Origin of the sequence: Oribacterium sp. oral taxon 078 str. F0262 (genome assembly GCF_000160135.1) — a bacterium.
Taxonomy (GTDB): Bacteria; Bacillota; Clostridia; order Lachnospirales; family Lachnospiraceae; genus Oribacterium.
The window spans coordinates 242213-259575 of the sequence record NZ_GG729934.1 but is presented as its reverse complement, the minus strand read 5'-3'; the positions used below and the strand labels follow the sequence as shown (position 1 = coordinate 259575).

At 55.5% G+C, this 17363-nt stretch carries 15 protein-coding genes and 1 tRNA gene; all 16 read right to left on the bottom strand.

Going from position 1 to position 17363, the window contains the following annotated elements; genetic code table 11:
- Positions 1 to 236 precede the first annotated feature (236 nt).
- On the bottom strand, positions 237 to 1391 hold the full coding sequence (gene grdD / locus GCWU000341_RS04960; RefSeq protein ID WP_009214701.1) for a glycine/sarcosine/betaine reductase complex component C subunit alpha: 1155 nt from the start codon (positions 1389 to 1391) through the stop codon (positions 237 to 239).
- 14 nt (positions 1392 to 1405) lie between these two features.
- A complete protein-coding gene (grdC, locus tag GCWU000341_RS04955; RefSeq protein ID WP_040653464.1) occupies positions 1406 to 2950 on the bottom strand; it encodes a glycine/sarcosine/betaine reductase complex component C subunit beta in 1545 nt (514 codons plus the stop codon).
- A 238-nt stretch (positions 2951 to 3188) separates the two neighbouring features.
- Complete coding sequence (grdA, locus tag GCWU000341_RS04950; protein WP_081443150.1) at positions 3189 to 3668, bottom strand: glycine/sarcosine/betaine reductase complex selenoprotein A; 480 nt, start codon at positions 3666 to 3668, stop codon at positions 3189 to 3191.
- 96 nt (positions 3669 to 3764) lie between these two features.
- The gene (trxA, locus tag GCWU000341_RS04940; RefSeq protein WP_009214696.1) at positions 3765 to 4088 is read right to left on the bottom strand and encodes a thioredoxin TrxA; all 324 of its coding nucleotides are present in this window, start codon (positions 4086 to 4088) and stop codon (positions 3765 to 3767) included.
- A gap of 78 nt (positions 4089 to 4166) precedes the next feature.
- Complete coding sequence (trxB, locus tag GCWU000341_RS04935) at positions 4167 to 5114, bottom strand: thioredoxin-disulfide reductase (protein WP_040653462.1); 948 nt, start codon at positions 5112 to 5114, stop codon at positions 4167 to 4169.
- A gap of 209 nt (positions 5115 to 5323) precedes the next feature.
- Positions 5324 to 6697 (bottom strand): alanine/glycine:cation symporter family protein, encoded by a 1374-nt coding sequence (locus GCWU000341_RS04930; protein WP_040653460.1) that lies wholly within the window; start codon positions 6695 to 6697, stop codon positions 5324 to 5326.
- Positions 6698 to 7133: 436 nt separating this feature from the next.
- Positions 7134 to 8447 (bottom strand): glycine reductase complex selenoprotein B, encoded by a 1314-nt coding sequence (gene grdB, locus GCWU000341_RS04920; RefSeq protein WP_081443149.1) that lies wholly within the window; start codon positions 8445 to 8447, stop codon positions 7134 to 7136.
- Positions 8448 to 8457: 10 nt separating this feature from the next.
- Positions 8458 to 9738 (bottom strand): glycine/sarcosine/betaine reductase component B subunit, encoded by a 1281-nt coding sequence (locus tag GCWU000341_RS04915; protein WP_009214690.1) that lies wholly within the window; start codon positions 9736 to 9738, stop codon positions 8458 to 8460.
- A gap of 190 nt (positions 9739 to 9928) precedes the next feature.
- Complete coding sequence (locus GCWU000341_RS04910) at positions 9929 to 10330, bottom strand: GrdX family protein (RefSeq protein ID WP_040653458.1); 402 nt, start codon at positions 10328 to 10330, stop codon at positions 9929 to 9931.
- A 216-nt stretch (positions 10331 to 10546) separates the two neighbouring features.
- On the bottom strand, positions 10547 to 11788 hold the full coding sequence (locus tag GCWU000341_RS04905) for a glycosyltransferase family 4 protein (protein WP_009214687.1): 1242 nt from the start codon (positions 11786 to 11788) through the stop codon (positions 10547 to 10549).
- A gap of 180 nt (positions 11789 to 11968) precedes the next feature.
- Positions 11969 to 12065, bottom strand: a tRNA-Sec gene (locus tag GCWU000341_RS13465).
- Positions 12066 to 12157: 92 nt separating this feature from the next.
- A complete protein-coding gene (locus GCWU000341_RS04900) occupies positions 12158 to 12394 on the bottom strand; it encodes a DUF3343 domain-containing protein (RefSeq protein WP_009214685.1) in 237 nt (78 codons plus the stop codon).
- Entirely contained in the window at positions 12395 to 12985 is a 591-nt protein-coding gene (gene yedF, locus GCWU000341_RS04895) for a sulfurtransferase-like selenium metabolism protein YedF (RefSeq protein WP_009214684.1), read from the bottom strand. It lies immediately after the preceding gene.
- 193 nt (positions 12986 to 13178) lie between these two features.
- Positions 13179 to 14099: a TDT family transporter gene (locus GCWU000341_RS04890; protein ID WP_009214682.1), complete on the bottom strand. Its 921-nt coding sequence runs from the start codon at positions 14097 to 14099 to the stop codon at positions 13179 to 13181.
- Positions 14100 to 14102: 3 nt separating this feature from the next.
- Positions 14103 to 14654 (bottom strand): C-GCAxxG-C-C family protein, encoded by a 552-nt coding sequence (locus tag GCWU000341_RS04885; protein WP_009214681.1) that lies wholly within the window; start codon positions 14652 to 14654, stop codon positions 14103 to 14105.
- Between the two features lie 282 nt (positions 14655 to 14936).
- Positions 14937 to 17354 (bottom strand): ABC transporter permease, encoded by a 2418-nt coding sequence (locus tag GCWU000341_RS04880; protein ID WP_009214680.1) that lies wholly within the window; start codon positions 17352 to 17354, stop codon positions 14937 to 14939.
- Between the last annotated feature and the right edge of the window lie 9 nt (positions 17355 to 17363).

The following is a 17363-nucleotide window of genomic DNA, read 5'->3' as shown; positions in this document are numbered from 1 at the left end:
CTTGACTTATCAGGAAAGTCAATAAGTCAGACCCAGAAACTCTCATCCGCTCCCGCTGCAGCTTGGCTGCACAGCGCACAGAATAAGAGCGCCGGGAATGCCGGCGCTCTCTTTCTTCAGGGATATGCCATGATAAAAATTTATTATATAACACTCTCCCATTTCTGCGGGCTTCACCCTTCTTCTAAGGCCAAAAGAAGGGAAAAGCGGAATCAGAGAAGGATTCTATCCGAATTTTATCCGATATAGCCGAGCTTTTTGAGCTCCGCCTTCGCCTTCTCCTCATTTGCCTCGGAGATCCGGATGATCGGTCCGGTACAGCCCATCCCGCTCTCCGCATAGATCTCGAGCTTCCAGAGGGCGTGTACGGCATCGTCCAGGTCCATGACCTCAATGCCGGGGATGATCGCCGTGACGATCTCCTTCGGCGGCTCCTTCACATTCTCCTCCGCCGCAGCGGGCTTTGCGGAAGCGCGGAGCTCCTGAAGGATATTCTCAAGGCCCGCCTTCTTTGCCTTCGCAAATTCCTCCTTTGCAAGGTCAAAGACTCTGCCGCGGACCAGCTGCCCTGCGAAACGGATCGCATTCGCGATGACGGGAGCGCCTGAGGCTCTCGAGACGATCATGACGAGCTTCTCATAATTCTCTCCGATACCGGGGCCATAGCCGTAGCCGGCGGCCTCAAAGGAGCCGCCCGTCGTATAGGAGGAGAGGAGCTTACTGAGCACATTTCCCGTCAGAGAATCCATGACCAGGATATCGGAGGAGGCGCGGAGGACATCATTTCCCCGCATGACACAGCCGCCGTCCGCCCTGCTGGAATCCGCGAAGCGGATCGGATAGCCCTGCTCCGAGAGCTTCTTTAAGGCCTTCTCCGTCTGCCTCGCACCGTCCACATTGAGGATGCCGACACTGGGATCCGAAAGGCCGCAGGCCTTGGCCGTGATGATGCCATAGAGCGCATTCCTGATCATGCCCTCGATCCGGTCTGTGCTGGAGGTTCCCGTGGTATTTGCGAGGAAGAGCTCCCGCCCGAGCGCCGGTGTGATGGAGCGGCCCACGGTGGACACGCCGATGGGGAAGGGATAGTGCATCGTGACCGCGCCGTCGATCTCCCCCTTATCGAGAAGCTCATCCATCTTCGCATGGCCCTCTTCATCATCCTTTACCAGGATGGTGCTGACGCCGTCTCTTTGGAGAGAGCCGAGGTAGACGACATCGATGCCGTCCTTCGCCGCTGCCGCGGCGGCCTCCATGGCGTTCTCTTCTCCGTGCTCACTGCCCATGCCGGTGAGCGCGATCCGGGGCTTTTTGCCGAAGCTCCCGGTCTCAAGACCGTTCGCCATATCCAGAAAGGTGTCGGCGATCAGTCGATCCAAATTTTTAGCCATATCTCCGCCTTTCCTTATGCCTCCGCCTCTTTGTCGAGGATGGAAGCCGCAAAATCCTTCATGGCCTTTGCGATGAGTTTTCTGACCTCATCCTCCGAGACCGCGCCCTGCTCGTTCTCCGCCGTATTCTTCTGGATGATGAAGGAGACACCGTCAAAGAGGTTCGTCATCCTTCCGAGGAAGAGGGAGCCCTTTCCGATGATCATGACGCGGTTCATCTTACCGGCCTCGATATTCTCCTTGGCAAAGCCCACATAGGGCACGCCGGAGGGGATGTGACCCTGGGTCGGCGCATAGCCGACGAGACCGTGCTCCTCGGAGAAGCTCGCAAGCTCCGACTTCTGGAGCCAGCCCTTCTTCACGGCAAGCGCCGCGATCATCTTGTAGTTTGCCATCGGGACATCCCCGGCTCCGGCCGGCTTTGTGATATCCGCGTTCTGCATCTCGGGCGAGAACTTATCCACATCATTGACGGTGAGTCCAGCCCTCTCCAGAGGATCCGCGACGAGGGAGCCGATGACATTCTGCGGGGCGGCTCCGGTTCCCACGGTGTGGCGGCCGAGAATGTCGAGATTGATCTCCGCGCTCTTCCCGTCGTTCTCGGAGACGATGACAGCGAAGGCTCCGAGGCAGTCCTCCAGCATCGGAAGTCCCTTCTTCACGTGATCCTTTCCGTTCATGCCGAGCTTCGGAACGCAGCCTCCTCCGATTACGACGACCGTGCGGAAGGCACCGGCCTTTACCAGAGCTGCCGCCTCAATCATCGCATGGCTCGGTCCCGCGCAGAAGCCTCTCGAATCGGATCCGGTCGCGTTGTTCAGACCCGCGATCTCTGCCGCTGCCTTCGCGAAGTTTCCGCCGCCTCTTTGGTTCACGTCTCCGCAGGCCTCCTCGGAGCAGTCGATCACATACTCGACATCGTCGGGGGAGATTCCGGCATTCTTCAGAGAATGGAGGATTGCAAGGACACTGCTGGCCTTGTTCATGAGGTTCTCGAGCATGACCTCCGCGGAGAGGTTCACATCGATGTCATGCGCTCTCTTGACGCAGCCGACGAGCTTATTCTCGTAGTAGAGTCCCTCCGCCTCGCCGTTCGAGACCAGGGTCTCGATCTCGGAGAGCTCGGAACCCGCGGTCACTCTGTTAAGGATCGCCTCCGTGATCACAGGATCTGCCGCGAGCTCCTTCTTATGGGCCTCGACGAAGCCCTTCTCCAGATAGAAGACCTCGAAGCAGTCACAACTTTGCGCGAGGAGCAGGAACTCCGCCTCCGGCATGATCTCTCCGAATTTTCCATAGCGGCTCGCGTTCTCGAATTTCTTATCATAATAAGGAAACTCCACCTTCCGGAGCTCTTCGGGGTCTGCGTTTCCGATATAGACCTGATTCGGCCAATACGCCACGCAGTCCTCGTAGGAGCGGACGTGTTTTCCCATCTCCTTCAGGAACTCTCCGTCCGGATTCACGACTCTTTCTGTGGTGATGGTCGATCCGTTGTGGAGCATCAGTCCCGGCGTATAGCTGAGACAGTAACCGCTTCCCTTGATTACACTGTTCATGTACATACCTCGTTTGAATGATAGTGAATTGGTGGAATATATGTAATGCTTCCCGCACCAAAAGGAGCGTGTCATAAGATCCCGTCTCCGGGCCTTGACAGCAGAAGCACAAAATTACAATATTGGAAGAATGGAAGAAAGAAAAAGAGGAAGCATTGAGGTAATCCACCTCTCCGCCCCCTCAAAGACTGTCTGCCTTATGGATGGTGGGGGTTCGCCCTGAGGCGAACCCTATCCGTTATGCACTGAGATACTTGCAATATTCTTTCCGGATTTCATTCATCTCGTTTACGATATCATCGACATCCAGCACCATTTCCATCATGCTGACCTGATCCTCGTAAACCGCCGGGTCGAACTCTTCCTTGAGTTCCGGCTCGCAAACATGGTACACCGTGAGTCCAAGCTGGACCCCTGTCAACGGACCTGCGAAAGTCGGGTCGCCCGCTGTGACGGTCTCAGCTGCAAGTCCTGCAGCCTCGCCCTCCGCCGCTCCAAGAACCACTACAAGGTTCTCGGGGCCGTACTTCTCAGCGAAGTCTTTTACCCTCTTCTGATTTTCGAGATCCATCGCGCCTGCGCTCGTTCACACGAAGCACTCGGTGGATGCGAAAACAACCTCACCGCCGGCACTCTCGACACACGCCTGGATGGCGGGTCCCGGAATACCGTCACGGTCACCGATGATGACTACTTTCTTGCCCTTTAAAATAGACATCTTCTTTCTCCTTTCCTCAAATGATCGAACGCGGAGAGCCCGAAGAAGGACCCTCTCTGTCCATATATCGTAAAGGCTTTCGCCATTTACGCCTGATTACATCGCCGCGTACTTTTCCACCATAGCCTTGATGTTTTCCTCGGTCGCGTCGTCCTTCACGAGCTCCTCGACCTTCACTCCGTCCTTGTAGATCGCCATGACCGGCAGTCCGAGAACCTTCTGTCCGATGGCGAGTCTCCTCGCGCGGGTCGTATTCAGGGAGCAGAACTTAAGCTTTCCCTCATACTGATCGGCGAGGCTGTGGACAAAGGGCATGAGCGCCGCACAGGGCACGCAGCCGTCTCCGAAGAAATCCACAAACACATAGCCCTCAGCCTTCAGAACCTCCGGCTCGAAGCTGTTCTTATCTACCTCTAACATAAGTCCCTCCTCTAATCTGCCTGCAAATCCATCTTAACAGCTTTTCGCGAAATCCGCAATCTGGAAAGCCTCTTTCGACTACGGATTTTCGTTGATATACTTCTCGGCCTGCGTGGCGGCGATCGCGCCGTCCGCGGCGGCCGTCACGACCTGGCGGAGGCTCTTGACACGGACATCACCCGCGGCGAAAACTCCGGGGATATTGGTCTTCATATCATCATCGGTCGGGATATAGCCTCTGTCATCCATCGTAAGACCGCAGTCCTTCAGAAGGTCGGTATTCGGAATCCTTCCGATGAAGCCGAAGAGTCCGAACATCCCATCCTCCTCCGAGGCGCGGATCTCCGTGATCTCTCCCGTCTTCACATTTTTGACCTTCATCTCCTGGAGGATATCATCCCCTCCGAGCTCCTCCACCACGGAATCCCACATAAAATGAAGTTTCTCGTTCTTGAAGGCTCTCTCCTGGATGGACTTTGCCGCGCGGAGCTCGTTTCTCCTGTGGATGAGCGTGACGGAGCTCGCAAACTTCGTCAGATACATCGCCTCCTCGACAGCGGCATCTCCCCCTCCTACCACATAGACGGGAAGCTCCTCAAAGAAGTTCGCGTCACAGGTTGCGCAGTAGGAAACTCCCTTTCCCAGGAACTCCTGCTCTCCCTTGCAGCCGATGGGGCGGGGATAGGCGCCGGTGGCGAGGATCACAGTCTTCCCCTCATAGCTTCCGTTTGTTCCGACAAGCTTCTTGATCTTGCCTCCGAGCTCCACGGACTTGATGGTATCCCTGACTCTCTCACAGCCGAACTTCTCCGCCTGCTCCGTCATCCTCTTAATGAGAGAGGGTCCGGATTCTCCCTCCACGATCTGTCCGGGATAGTTCTCGATCGAATCGGTGATGGCAATCTGCCCTCCGTCCTGCCCCTTCTCGATGATGCAGGTCGAGAGCCTTGCCCTGCCGGAATACAGTCCGGCAGCCAGTCCCCCGGGACCGGCACCGAGAATAATGACATCATAAATCTTGCTCATTTTCCCGTTTCTCCTTTTTGTGCCTGAAATCCTCATGACCATCCGGGAGGAGAAGGATGTCCTTCTCGCCCCCGGATCATCAAAACGTCCTATACGGGAAACTTTCTACATATAGAGTATCTTCCGTTTCCCTGACGCGGATATTTTATCACATGTGCTGTAATCTTCAAAGCTTTTCACCTATTTATAGGATTTCGCTATAGGCTTATTCAGCCTTTCCCCAATTTCCTGGTATTGACCACGACGGATCCCAGCTTCAAAAGTGCGAGGACGTTCGGAATTACCATAAGTCCATTGAAGAAATCCGCCATATCCCAGACAAGATCCACCTTCATCGTCGAGCCGAGGATGATGCACAAAACGACGATCAGAGAATAGACCTTCACCGCGGAATCCGATCCGAAGAGATACTTCGCATTGACCGCGCCGAAGAAATGCCAGCCGAGCACGGTGGAGAAGGCGAAGAAGAAGAGGCAGAATGCGACAAAGATCGTGCCGAAGCTTCCAAAGCCCGCATCAAAGGCGCCCTGTGTCAGAGCGATTCCGGTGATGCCGTTCTCCTTTGCGCTTCCGAGGATACCGCTGGTCAGGATGACGAGGACCGTCAGATTCAGGATGACAAAGGTATCGATAAAGACAGAGACCATCGCGCAGAGACCCTGCTCATCCGGGCAGCTGGCCTTCGCTCTCGCATGCGCGTGGGGGGTGGAGCCCATGCCCGCCTCATTCGAGAAAAGTCCTCTCGCGACACCATAGCGGACCGCCTCGCGGACCGTGATTCCCGCGGCTGCACCGAGAGCCGCCTTCGGATCAAAGGCGCCGACAAAGATCATGCGGATCGCGTTCGGAACCGCTCCGATATGCATGAGGATGAAGATCAGGGAGCCGAGGATATAGATTCCGGCCATGATCGGAACGACCTTCTCCAGCACAGCGGCCAGTCTCTTCGTGCCGCCGAAGAAGATGAAGGCCGCGATCGCCGCGACCACCAGTCCGATCACGATGGGGGGCACATTGACATTTGCGACTTCAAAAACCTCGGAAAAGGCCGCACCGACAGAGTTCGACTGCACCATATTTCCCATGAAGCCCAGTGCCAGGATGATGAATACCGCGAAGAGCTTGGACAGGATCTGTCCCAGAGGTCCCTGGTAAGCCGCCTTGATATAGTAGGCGGGGCCGCCGGTGACCTCACCGTTGTGCTCCTCCTTATAGGTCTGCGCGAGCACTGCTTCTCCGTAGATCGTCGCCATACCGAAGAATGCGGAGACCCACATCCAGAAGATTGCTCCGGGACCGCCGCTGATGAGCGCCGTCGCCGCTCCCGCGAGATTTCCCGTGCCGACTTGCGCCGCGATGGCCGTGGCGATGGCCTGGAAGGGAGACATCTCTCCCTTTTCATGCTTCGTACCGTGGAGATTGATGCTTCCAAACACAAGCTTCCATCCCTCGGAGAAGCGGCGGAGCTGAATGAAGCGGAGGCGAATCGTATAATAGATTCCGGTGCCGCAGAGGAGCAGGATCAAGAGAAAGCTCCATAAAAATTCATTTCCTTTTGCAATTAAATTTGACAAGACTTCCAAAGTTACATCCCCCTTTCGGATAGGTTTACCGGAATGCAGCTCCTTTCCCTCCAAGCGTGATTCTCAGTAAGAGATATGATCCGCCCTGCCCCAAAATGCGGCAGGATTTATTGCTGAGCTCATACTAGCATAAGCCGCCGTGTTTAGCAATAATCATGATAAATTTAAATCAACCCGCGATAATCCTGTCTAATATATGGCATAAGACCCGCAGTGCGCCGCTGTCTCCTCCGTATTATGCCTAAGCTTTCGGACGGTTTTTCCCCGCAGGCAGAGAGAGGGAGGGGAGAGAAGCAGAGCTTCTCTCCCCTCCCTCTCTGATCGACAGAATCTCGTGACCGGCCGCCATCCATGCTTTCGCCGTCAAGCTCCCGGCTTCATGAAGCAGAGGGCTTAGCAGCAGAAAGCATGAAGATGTGCGGATGGATCCGATTCTTTAATCCTTGAAGATGGTCTGTCCGCTGACCTCGGTCTCGAGCGCCTTCAGTGCCTTCTCGACGATCTTTCTGCGGAGTGCCTTCTCCTCCTCCGGCTTCATGGCCGGGTTTCCGAGGGGATGCGGGATCGCAATCGCCGGGACGATACGGTTTGCGCCGACCGTCATGGAGATGGGGGTAACTGTACAGATGTGAACAACCGGGATTCCAGCTCTCTCGATTTCTTTAACCATCGTTGCACCGCAACGAGTACAGGTTCCTCACGTACTGGTCAGGATGACCGCATCGACATGGTCCTCCTTCAGCTTCTTTCCGATTTCCTCGGCGAAGGCCTTTGCGGAAGCCACCGCGGTTCCGTTTCCAACCGTGGTGTAGAACTTATTGTAGAGCTTCCCGATGACATGCTCCTTCTCGAGATCGCGGAGGACATCGACAGGAAGGACGCGGTCTGCATCCTGGTTTGCATAGCTCGGATCATATCCGCCGTGCGCGGTCTCATAGGTATCCGCCGTGAGATCGTTGACGCCGGTGATATCATACTCTCCATACTTACTCGCGTTGGAGCTCTCGATATGGTCCGGATTTCCCTTCGGCACGATACCGCCGGAGGTGACGAGCGCGACGGTGGCGTGAGCCATATCCTTCACCGCCGGATTCGGCTCGACACGATCGAAGCTCGGCATCGGATACTCTGTCGTAAAGGGCTTTCCGTTGAGCTTCGCAAGAAGCATCTTGACCGCTCTCTCCGCACCTCTCTCCTTCTCAAAGAAGTTCACACGCTGTCCCTGCGGGATATAGCCCTCCTCGACGGAGGCGCCGATCTTCTCTCCCTTTGCGAGCTTCAGTGCGAGAGGAGCCATCTTCTTCACGGCATCTCTCATGCCCGCCGCGCTGTTCTTTGTGGAGACGATATAGACCTTGTCCTTCGCCATCTCCACGCCGGGGTTCTCGATATACATTCCGGTGAGAACCGGGATATGGAGCTCCTCCTGCACTGCCATAGCAGCCGTGGCGCAGGCAAAGCCGTAGCGGCCCGCGTTGAAGGCGGGACCTGCGATGAAGATGTCCGGCTTCTCCCCCTTTACCATCTCGAGGAGCTTTGCCTTGGCATCGTCGATGTGCTCACTGAAGAAGCCGTCTCCGCAGATGATGGTCGCGACGATCTCCGCCTCATCCCCGAAGGCCTGCTGGAACGCAAGACCCGGTCCGAGGTGCTCTCCCTTCCGGATCTCAATCGGATAATCCGCCTGCTCCTCGCCGCCAACCTGTGCGAAGAACTGGTTGATATAATGAACAACTTTAATCTTTGCCATTTTTCTCTCCTTATCTCGCGCTCAACTTGTTGAAGCCAACCTCGCTGGTAGCTCCGGTGATAACCTGAAGCTCAACCTCCAGGGATCCGTCCTCGCGAAGGGTATCCGCGTTGGCTCCCGCGATCTTGGTGATGTAGTCCAAGGTTCCGATCAGCTTGTCGAGCTTCGGGAGAACGACGACCTGGTTCGCGTTGCCCGCCGTAACGAGAGCATCCGCCGCCTTATCGGCATCGGCCAGGGACTGGGACTTTCCGTCTCTTCCCGCGTACTCGTCGGTGATCAGCACGGTCTTGATGCCCTCGGCCTCGATCTTCTTGCAGTTCATGATAAGATCGGTATCCGGATTTCCGAAGCCCTCCTCGGAGACGACGACGCCGTCCAGGTGGAGCATCTTGCAGAGCTTTGCGGTCTGATTGGAGGATCTCTCCTTGTCCGCCAGATAGACATTCTCGTTTGTGATCACATGGGCGACGAAATTGATCGTCTTTCCGTGCTGCTTGAAGAGCTCCTCGATCACCGGATTGTTCTCATGGACATAGGTCGGGTTCTTGTCACAGGCGCTCACGCAGTTTCCGGAGAGAATCGCCCCGTCCATATCCTCGGTCGGATAGAGAATCGTCGGAAGAATCTTCTTCGCATCGACACCGTAGACATAGGTGTCGTGCAGCAGTCCCTGGCTCTGAAGCATCTGCACATAGGCCACTCTCGGAAGATCCGGATAGGCCTTCATGCCCTCCAGGAGATCCAGCGTCTCATAGGTCTGAGACTCATCCGGGCTGAGCTCCTTTGAGAGCTCCGCAAGATGCGTCGCGATCTTCAGGCCGACCATGCGGACCGCTCTCTCATAGTCATGGGCCTCTGTCCCCTCCTTCGGCTCACAGAGCACGACGAGGTTCAGGGTCTTCGAGAAGGGGGTGTAGTCCGCTCCCGGGCCGCTCATATCGATGACGCCCTCCTGGAAGCCGACGATCGGGCCGGCGGTCACAACCGCCATTCCCTTCAGGCAGTAGGTCTTTCCGGAACCCACGGTGTCCACGCCGGAGATCACGCCGGGGAATACTCCTCCTCTTCCCTCGACCTTGACCCTCGGCTCAATCACATCCTTCACGGGCGTGATGCGCACAGACTCACCCGGCTTCGCAATATCGAAGCTCACGGTCTTGATCTTCTCCTCGCTGAGAGCGACCTCACGGAGATCGTCCTTCGAGACGGAGAGAACTCCGTCCTGAAGCGCTGTCTTCTCTGCGAAACGGATGTCCTTGATGAAAATTTTTCCTAATTCCAGTTTCACTGATCTGCCTCCTGTCTTATGTTTGTACTAACAATCCTTCGGAGGGATCCTTTCCCGCCTCGGATTGTGATAGCTTTTTTGAATGCAGCCCCTCCGATATGAAAGGCCTCTTTTCTCCTCCTTTCCCTGTGGAAATCCCTCTCTTTACGCGCAAAAAACGTGGGTTCTTGCGAACCCCGCGCAGAAGCTTTTAGAAGTCGGAGAGCAAAGAGTCGACGGCCGTCAGGATAAGGCTCCGGTCGACCAGCTGAAAATCCTTTTGCAGCTCCGGGATATGAATCCTATCCTGCTCTATGAATTTATCGCAGGCCTGAATCGCGTTTTCGATGAGGGATAAGGAGTCCAGATCCAGATCCGCCCCGTCCCGTCTTTCGATCAGGACCGATTTATAGGGCGTCTCCAGCGGCTTGACGCTGCCGCTCAGGGGATGACTCAAAAGCTTCGCGCCCCCGTGGATCTCATCTCTGACGGCTGTCAGCACCGAGCGGAAAGAGAGCTTCCGAAAGGAAACGTCGATAGGGGCTTCAGGATACCGATGGGAAAGTTCTCCTTCCAGAGAAGGATTGTTCGTTATGATCTGAAAGCTGTTCATGTTCTCCCCTCTTGACGCCGCCCTCGGTGGACAGCCGCGCATCTCTGAGACGTTTTCTGTTCTTTCACAAATCATCTCATTGACAAGTTTTAATTTATCACTCTTTTTATTAAATTTCAATAATATTCCCTATTTATAGGGAATATCTATCAGTATAAACAGAGAATCGGCGCTCTCTTTATCCGTAGAGCTTGGCATGAAATTCCCAGTTTCTTCCTAGTCCGCGAGGATTTTCTCCGCAATTCCCTCCCAGGAAAGCTGTCTTAAATCCGGGACAGAGTCAGAGGGATCCAAAAGCGCCTCTGTGACGGCCTCCGCGAGCCTCTTCTCAAAGGCGGGGAGCTCCTCGGGATTTGCCTCATCGGCATGTCTCATACCGGGAAGCGGGACATAGCGGATATTGGCGCCCCGCGTATTTTCCGAGAAAAAGCGCCGTATCCCCGGAAGCTCCGAGACGACAGCCTTTGCGCCGCAGGCAAGGGCCTCTACGAGGGTGAGGGGAATCGCGTCAAAGAAGGAGGGGAGGACGAAAACATCCGCCCTTTGATACTGCTTTGCCAGCTCCTCCTGCCCAAGCAGCCCGAGGAATACGGCCGGAAAGGGAAGCTCCTCGGAGAGCTTCCGGATTCTCCGGTACTCCTCCTGATTTCCGGCGGAGCCCGCGAGAAAAAGCGCTAAAGAAGCAGCGGGAAAAAGCGCCGGGTCCAGGAGTCTTAAGGCGCGGAGAAGACTCATTACCCCCTTCTTCTCCGCGATCTTTCCGGCGTAGAGAAGCCTTTTCCCTCCTCTCCCTCCCTCTCTCCAGGCCGCTCCTCCCCTCTTTTCCAGAGAGAGCTCTGTCCTCTCCTCCGGAAGGCGGAAGATCCGTCTGTTGTAGCCGACTCCCAGAATCCGAAGCCTCTCCCCGGGGAGAGCATAGATTCTCTGGACCTCCCGGAGCTGGAATTCCTGGGGGGCGAAGACACGGTCGAGAGAAGCAATATTCCTTCGGATCCATTCCCGTCTCAGTCCGTGCTTTTCCATCTGCCGAAGATCGGTATTATGACAAAATCCGTAGATCCTTTGCCCGGGAAACCATTCCCGGACGAAGGCTGTGAGAAGGTAGAGATGGTGGCAGAGGATGAGATCCGGTTTTTCCCTCTCCACAAGATCAGAGAGGACGGATCGGAAGGCGGCGGAGAACTGCTCCACCATCTGCTCTGTCATATCCCGGTAGCGCGTGCTCTCATAGGGCATCTCATCGGACATGCCGCAGATCGGGAAGGGAAGGAGCTCGGTCTTGAAGAAAACCGGAAAAAAGCGGACATCCTCCGGGAATATCGTCTTCTCCCCGGGATAGATTCCCGCGACGACGAGCTGCTCCATGCCAAGCTCCGAAAAAGCCCTGACGAGCTCTGTCAGATAGATCCCGCTCCCGGTGCTGCTCGGCTTCTGCGCGCTGATACTCAATATCTTCATATCTTCCTCAGTCTTCCCGGAAAAGTGCGGCCTGAGCCCTCCGTCCGCCTGCAGCGCAGGATGCGGCTTCGGAAAACACGGAAAGCGCCGCCCTCTCCCTAAAGAAAAGCAAGCCTCCCCGATCCTTCAAGACAAAAAGATCAGGGAGGCTTATAAAAACAGGACGACCTGTATATTTTCTGGCGAAGGCGTGTGAGAATCGAACTCACCCAGGACGCTCACGCGCCCAACACTGGTTTTGAAGACCAGGAGGCACACCAGTTACCTAACCACCTCCAAAAACACAGGCATAACTATAGCACAGCCCATAAAAGCTGTCAAACATTTCCCTATTAATTCAGGATTTTATAGCAAATGGATATAAGTGGCTCAGAAAAAAACCTCATAGACTCCCTCCGGCTCCAGCTCATGCTCTCTCATGAGCTCTGTCAATTCCTCCCTGTCCGAGGGCTCCGCGGCCCAGCAGAGTCCGCAGCCCGCGGAGACGACGGAGGGGACGGGAATCAGACGCCCGGGAGCCCCGGCCTCCTGGCAGAGCTTCTCCATCATCATGGCGTCGACGGTATTTTTGTAGGTAAAAACCAGACGGGTCTCTTTCTTTCTCATTTACGGCCTCAGGATGCGGTCGGAATGCATCTGAGTGTCCACGATATCGTACATGTTGGAGATGATTCCGACGGCGATCTTTTCCTTTACGTTAAAGTTTCCCGCGCAGATGCCGCAGCTCATGATTTTGACCCCGGCCTTTTCCAGATTTTTCAGGTCCTCAAGAGCGGGAGAGCCCTCCGCCGCAAGAAGCACACCGCTGTTATAGAAAAGGATGTAGTCCGGCAGAGGATCGACATTGGTCAGCGCAAAGAGGAAGGATTTTATGAGATTCTTCCCAAGCGTATCGTCTCCGTTCCCCATGCATTCCGAGGCGATCACGACAGAGGTAACGCACTTTCCCTTCTCTCCCTCATCGCTCTTCTTTCCCGGCTTCACCTCGATCCGGACCTCATACTCCTGCTCGGACTTCTTCTCGCTCGAAACCGCGTAATCATAGCGCTTTGCGAGGCGGGTGAGGTTCTGCACCGCGGTATCATTATCCACACAGACTGTGAGGATTCCCTCCTCTTCAAAGGCCTCCATCGCCTTCTTCGCGTTTACGACGGGAAGCGGACAGGCCATGCCCATGCAATCCAGTTTCTTATCCATTTCGAATCTCCTTCCAAATTTCTGCCTTGCCGTCTCAAAGGACGGCTTTTATCCGCCGCCCCTCTTCCCTCCGCCGAAGCGGCAAAGAACATCTTCCCCTTGACTGCCGCTTTACCGACCGGGGCGGCAGCCGGCCGGTAAAGTGGGGCAGTGCGGCTTCTCTCATTTAATAAAGCCGGAATACTCCTCCCTTTTAACTCTTCTTCGCTCCGAAGATAAAGAGCAGGAAGCGGATGTAGCTATAGAGCAGGAGGCAGAGCGCGATCGCGGTCTCCACAAGAACCACCGGCTGCAGGGCCGGAAGCGGGCTCCCAAGCTTTGCGAGACAGTTCATGCTCTGCTTTGACGCGATCGCCGTAATGGCAAAGGGGAAGGTGAAGGCCGCATAGCTCGGATAGAACGGGAGCTTCAGATAAGAGACTACCTTTGAGAGGGCGAAGAGATAGATCAGATTGGAGAAAAGGCAGAGCGCCGTGACAAAGGCCGCGCTCTTTGGCGTGACAGACTGGATATAGCCCGCCGTACAGAGCGCTGTGGGAGCGGCGTAAATCATAAGCAGAGGCCGCGCCGGCTCCGGGAGATCGGGAAATCTCCGGTAGCGGATGCTCACCAGCACAAGGAGGATCAAAAGCGTCACAAAACCAAACCAGAAGGCCGCGCTCCCGATATCCGTTCTCTCATAGGCCGGAGCCGTGAGGGAGGAGACGACGATTCCGACATAGACAATATACCAGACCGTGAAAACATTCTTCCATTCAAAATGAAGAACGAATCTCCATGTGAAATAGAGAATCAGCAAAAGGTGGAGAAAAATAGCGAAATACCAGAGGATCTGAGCGCCCGCTCCGAGCCACGGCTTCCCATAGACGGAAAAAAGCATCAAGGACATGGGAAAGGTCGCGGATACTCCCGCGCCGACAGCCGTCTTCAGCTCCTCTCCTACCGCGGCGGGAAAGAGCAAAAGCTTTAAAAGAAGAAGCAGGAGCAAAAAAAGCGCCATCAGGCCGCAGACAGCCCGGATCGTCTCCGAATAGCTCTGGAGAAGATTGCCGAGCGCAAGCGTTCCGAGCATCACGCCGGAGAGCGCTACCGGGACCCTTTTGATGTATTCCATAGATCAGACTGCCTCCTTTTTCGGGGGAAGATAGGGCTTTTCCAGTCCCTTTATCGGTTCCGGATCGATATTTTTCACGCCGAGCTCCCGGCAGAGGATCTCCGCGGCCTTTCCGGCGCAAAGACCCGTGAAGGCGATGCACTGCTTCTTGTGCTCTCCTCCCGACATATCGAAGCCTCTTGTCAAAACGCGGCAGCAGGCCGCATGCTTTGCGTTCGCTTCCCTAAACCAATCGTGAAGCTCATGAGAGAGCGCCATGAGCGCGTTGACCTTCGGATCCTTCGGACCGTCCGCGGTCGTTCTCCCGAAAAACATGGAGAGCGCAAGTATGCTGCCGTTCAGGGCGCCGCACATACAGCCTGATCTCCCGGCCCCGATGGACATACCGGACGTCATCGCAATGACGGAATCCGGAACATCGGCCTGAAAGGCATCGCGGATCGAGGCCACCGCTGCCTCACAACAAAAATAGCCCCCAGCGTAAAGCTCCTCGGCTCTCTTCTGCACTGCCTTCGGACTGACCTCCGTCGCATGATAAGTAATGATAGACTCCATAATCAACCTCCTGTCAAACGATAAGCTGTTTCCTGATAAGCCCCCATGCTCATCCGGCAGGAAGACATAAGATCTCCGCAGCTCTGTCGCCGTGCCAGTCTATGCTACCCTCACTGCACCAGCGATTAAATCGCCGATACGCCGACTTCCGCAGAATTCGGGCGGAGAGCGTCCGTGCTGAGCGGTCAAAGCGACAGAGCTGCGGTCTCATATCTTCCTTCCCCTTACCTTGATCAAAGCTTATGATATCCGAGCCGCCCCGCTTTGTCTAATTGCTCTGCCTTATAAATGATTTCTTTTATTGTTATCTTCTATAGGGCGGCATTTTCCGAGATATCCCAGGAAAAGGAAGAGAAGACTCAGGAGAAAAAGAAGGAGGACGGCGGCCTTCCGCCCGGAGAGAGCGCGGAGGAAAAGCCCCGGAGGAAGGAGAAAGCCCGGGACATTCAGGAGGGGAGGAAGGAGCGAAAGTCCGCTGAAGCATCCCCCGAGGAGCGAAAAAAGAAGTGAGAGAAGCGCGGCATTTCCCTCCGCTCCTCTCTCTGTGCGGAGGAAGGAGGAGAGAAGCAGGAGGAGGGAGGAAAGAGAGGCGCTGTAGAGGAAAAGAAGCGCCGTCCCCCGAATTCCGATCCGGCAGAAAGGGAGGAAGGGGAGAAAAGAGATTGTGAGGAGGAAAAGGATCCCGAAAAAAGCGGAAAGAAGGTCCAGCTCCACTCCCCTCTCCATGCTTCTCATCCGTCTCTCCGAAGCTCTCCCTCCTCCTTCGAAAAGACCTCCCGAAATGCTGAAGGAAAGGAGCAGGAGGTAGAGGGCGAGAAAGCCCTCTCTCCCCGGCATAAGGAGCTCCTCCCCGGATTGTCCCTTCTGCTCTGATTCAAAATAAAGTCTCTTTTCCTCTCTTCTTTTTCTTATTGAAAGGGAAAGCGCCTTCTCCTCCTCCTTTCGGAGCTCTCTCCCCAGGAGTCCCTCTGCCCTGGACTTTGCGCTCTCCAAAATACCCTCTGAGATCGAGAGCCCCGAGATCGTCTCCCGGACGGAGGCAGAGGAGAGGGAATTTTCAGCGCTTTCATAGTGGAGAAGGGATTTTTCCCCCTCCTTTAAGCCTTCGGCATAGCCTCTTTTTATAAAAAGGACTCCCTCCAGCTCTCCCAGGGAGAGAAGGCGTCTTGCCTCCTTCTCCGTGGTCTCCAAGGTGAAAAGGCTGTCCGATGAAGAAAGCTCCGAGAGGAGGAGGGAGGAGGCTTCGCTTTGATCCAGATCCACAGCGGCGATCCGGATTCTCTTTGCCCCTCCCCCCGGAAAGGAGCTTAGAAGAGCGCCGAGGAGGAGGGAGGAAAGCAGGAGGAGGAGTATCCCTCCCCTCCTTCCGGAAAGAGCCATTGCCCGAAGGAATGAGAGCCTTGTCAGACGCCGGAAAAAGCACATCCTCCCCTCTCCCTCCGGAAAAGCCGAGGCCGGCTCTCCGCTCTTCTCTCCCCTCGAAGCCATATGCAAGGAAATAGAAGAAAAGGAAAGGGAGGGAAAAAAGCGTTTTTTGAAAGCGGAAATAAAAAGGAAAAGGATCCCGCAGAAGGAAAGAAGGAGGAGGGGGAGCGAACTCAAAAGGAGGAGGGAGGGGGAAGATCCCTTGGAGAGGAGCCTCAAAAAGAGAAGATTTCCCCGGAGCGGCGTAAAATCAGAAAGGCTCCGAAGAAGCGGAGGCAAAGAGGCAGGGTCCAGAAAGCTTCCCCCGAGGAGAAGGCTTCCCGCAAGGAAAAGATTCCCAAGGAGGAGGAGCGGACGCCCTCCCGAAAAGAGCATTGTGAGCCCGGAGAGGAAGAGAAAGGACGAAAAAAGCTCCAAGACAGAGAAGAGAAGAAAGAGCGCGGGCTCCTGCATCCCCAGAGAGTGAAGGGGAAGGAGAAGTATAAGGCAGGAGGGAAGGAAGAGGAAGAGCGAGAGCAGAAGCTTCGACAGGAAAAAGGCGGAGCGGCTCCCTCCGGATAGGAGAAATCTCGGGAGCACCCCCATCCTCCTCTCCTCCGCTTCGGATCTTAGGATAGAGAGCGGGAGGAGAAAGGCGAGGAAAAAGAGAACGGCGGAGAGAATCCTGATGAGAAGCGCCCGGGAGAGCTCCTTCCTCTCCGGCCTTTCATCAAAAATCAGCCCCCTCCGAAGTACAGCGCGAAGCAGAAGCTTCGAGGAGCTCTCGTACATTTCTTCTTTCTTTTCCTCGGAAAGCTGTCCGGGAAAGGAAAGCGCATAGACCGATTCGGATACCGCCTGTTCTGTCTCCATGATCCCCATAACCGAGCGGAAGAGTTCTCCGAAAATCGCGGCCTCTTCGGGACGGGAGGAATTGAGGGAGAGCTTCACGGGCTCTCCCCGATAGCGATAGGCGCTGTAGAAAAAATCCTTCGGGATTGTCACGGCCGCGGCGGCCCCTTCCGACAAGGCCCTTTCCTCTGTCTCTCCCTCCGGGATCACACGGATCTCCGAAAAGAGCGGGAGCTCCCGGAGCTGTTCGATCAGAGAGCGGGACATAAAGCTCCGGTCCTCATCCTTTACCGCCACCGGAAAGGGCTGGACAGTGAAATCGGAGGGACGAAGGAGGAGAAGCATCAGCGGAAGCAGAAAAAGGGGGAGGAGGAGAGAAAGCCATCCCCCGCCCCGGTGAAAAAGCCGAAGGTCCTTATACAGCGCACAAAGAAGGCTCCGCATTGCCTCTCC

Coding starts and splice junctions, on each gene's coding strand:
- grdC (WP_040653464.1), bottom strand. CDS start 2,950: ATGAACAGTGTAATCAAGGGAAGCGGTTACTGTCTCAGCTATACGCCG.
- GCWU000341_RS04890 (WP_009214682.1), bottom strand. CDS start 14,099: ATGGAATACATCAAAAGGGTCCCGGTAGCGCTCTCCGGCGTGATGCTC.
- trxA (WP_009214696.1), bottom strand. CDS start 4,088: ATGTTAGAGGTAGATAAGAACAGCTTCGAGCCGGAGGTTCTGAAGGCT.
- yedF (WP_009214684.1), bottom strand. CDS start 12,985: ATGGATAAGAAACTGGATTGCATGGGCATGGCCTGTCCGCTTCCCGTC.
- GCWU000341_RS04910 (WP_040653458.1), bottom strand. CDS start 10,330: ATGAACAGCTTTCAGATCATAACGAACAATCCTTCTCTGGAAGGAGAA.
- GCWU000341_RS04880 (WP_009214680.1), bottom strand. CDS start 17,354: ATGCGGAGCCTTCTTTGTGCGCTGTATAAGGACCTTCGGCTTTTTCAC.
- GCWU000341_RS04905 (WP_009214687.1), bottom strand. CDS start 11,788: ATGAAGATATTGAGTATCAGCGCGCAGAAGCCGAGCAGCACCGGGAGC.
- GCWU000341_RS04885 (WP_009214681.1), bottom strand. CDS start 14,654: ATGGAGTCTATCATTACTTATCATGCGACGGAGGTCAGTCCGAAGGCA.
- trxB (WP_040653462.1), bottom strand. CDS start 5,114: ATGAGCAAGATTTATGATGTCATTATTCTCGGTGCCGGTCCCGGGGGA.
- GCWU000341_RS04900 (WP_009214685.1), bottom strand. CDS start 12,394: ATGAGAAAGAAAGAGACCCGTCTGGTTTTTACCTACAAAAATACCGTC.
- grdD (WP_009214701.1), bottom strand. CDS start 1,391: ATGGCTAAAAATTTGGATCGACTGATCGCCGACACCTTTCTGGATATG.